At 63.0% G+C, this 1,500-nt stretch carries 4 protein-coding genes; 1 reads left to right on the forward strand and 3 read right to left on the reverse strand.

The annotated features are described in order from the left end of the window. Positions 1-713 (forward strand): hypothetical protein (locus tag GXY33_11215; protein NLX05701.1); only part of this gene is annotated, 713 nt, incomplete at its 5' end. A 31-nt stretch (positions 714-744) separates the two neighbouring features. Here GXY33_11215 and GXY33_11220 read toward each other — a convergent pair. The 3 genes from GXY33_11220 to GXY33_11230 all read right to left on the reverse strand — a co-directional run. Next, positions 745-984, reverse strand: coding sequence for an addiction module toxin, HicA family (locus tag GXY33_11220; GenBank protein ID NLX05702.1), 240 nt, complete (start codon positions 982-984; stop codon positions 745-747). 2 nt (positions 985-986) lie between these two features. Next, complete coding sequence (locus GXY33_11225) at positions 987-1,196, reverse strand: type II toxin-antitoxin system HicB family antitoxin (GenBank protein ID NLX05703.1); 210 nt, start codon at positions 1,194-1,196, stop codon at positions 987-989. A 149-nt stretch (positions 1,197-1,345) separates the two neighbouring features. Continuing rightward, the coding region (locus tag GXY33_11230; protein ID NLX05704.1) for a hypothetical protein at positions 1,346-1,500 on the reverse strand (155 nt) is incomplete at its 5' end.

Here is a 1,500-nt window from a genome sequence, read left to right on the forward strand (position 1 = left end):
TCTACGGCTCAGCTCCGAACGCCAAGCGCACGAAGACCTTCCACGACCCTTCGTGGGGACTGGGCCATCGGTTCATCCTCAACGCTCACGCGTCGATCTACCGGTGGGCCAAGGAGTTCAAGCCGGACTGCCGCGTCGACGGCGAGAACGGCAACCCGTTCTTCGCGGATTACACCGACTCGCTGCGGGCCTGGGACTGGTGCCATCCGGACTACACGGCCTACAACGACCGCGTGAAGCTGGCCTCGGTGATCTGCCCGGGCGTGCCGGCGCTCTACGACGAGCACATCTACTTCGCCAATCTCTACAAGTATTGCCTGCGCTCCGCCGCGGCCCGACCGATCTTCTTCAACGTGGACGTCTTCCACGGCGATATGGTCAAGCCGACGCCGAAGCAGTATCGGATGCTGGCGGAGGTGCTGGCGGTGGTGGCGGACCTGAACCGCCGGGCCCGCGACGTCACGCCGCAGTCGCTGGACGAGGGACGCATCTACGACTGGTCCGGCAAACTGATCGGCAAAGTCGCAGCCGACGACACCACGCTGGTGGCCGAACGCGACGGCGCCTTTACCGCGGTGCTCCTGAACGACACCGACCAACCGCGAACCAAAGGCGTCACTATCGACCCATCCGAATTCGCCGCCCGCGGCAAACCGTTCACTCTGACCGCCAAACTCGCGCCGCAGACGCTCCGCGTGCTGATCGGGCCGTAGTGCCGCTTCGGGGCGCTAAGACAGGGCGGGATTACCGTGTCTTCATTCGTTCCACGAGTTCTTCTTTCGAAAGGCCGCTCTGCCTCAGAATGTCGCGAAGCGTTCCCCGACCCAGTTCGTCGTGCAGCGGGACCACCGTTCGATATGCCTTTTCCGCCGTGATCTTCTGCATCGCGACGTGGCTTCCCCTCTGTCGCAGCGTCGCAAATCCCACGTCCTGAAGAATCCTGACCAGACGCCCGCCGCTGATGACCGGAAGACGCTGACCCATCCTCACCCGATCTCCACCGTGGCGACGACCGGCTTGATCGTGGTCTCCGGGATGTCCTCCAGCCCGAAGGCCTCGATGTAGCACTCGATGGCTTCCTTCATGTTCTTCTGGGCCTCCTGCAACGTCCGCCCCTGGGACGTCACGTCGAGCTGGGGACACCGCGCCACGAAGAAACCCTCTTCCTCGGTGATGATAAATGCGAGACTCCGCATAGCTATGCTCCTTGTGACTTTCCAAGTATACCACCCTGCACGCTGTCGGGTCAAGATGACTGGCCGCAAAGTATCAAACCGACCAGCGGGTGGTGGTGGGTGTTGGGGGATGAAGACGCCAAGTCGGACTTCCGGGCGAGAGGTGGGGTCTATTCGAGAACGACCACGCCGTAGTCTTGGGCGTTCTTTTTCCGGCCGATGCCGTCGGACCAGCGGAGGTAGCCTTCGCGGGCGCCGGTGTCGTTCTCGTTGAGGATCAGCGAGAAGCGGATTTGTTCGCCCGGCTGCGGGGCGGCGCCGAGAA

The organism is Phycisphaerae bacterium, from assembly GCA_012729815.1.
Taxonomy (GTDB): domain Bacteria; phylum Planctomycetota; class Phycisphaerae; order JAAYCJ01; family JAAYCJ01; genus JAAYCJ01.

Coding starts and splice junctions, on each gene's coding strand:
- GXY33_11220 (NLX05702.1), bottom strand. CDS start 984: ATGGGTCAGCGTCTTCCGGTCATCAGCGGCGGGCGTCTGGTCAGGATT.
- GXY33_11225 (NLX05703.1), bottom strand. CDS start 1,196: ATGCGGAGTCTCGCATTTATCATCACCGAGGAAGAGGGTTTCTTCGTG.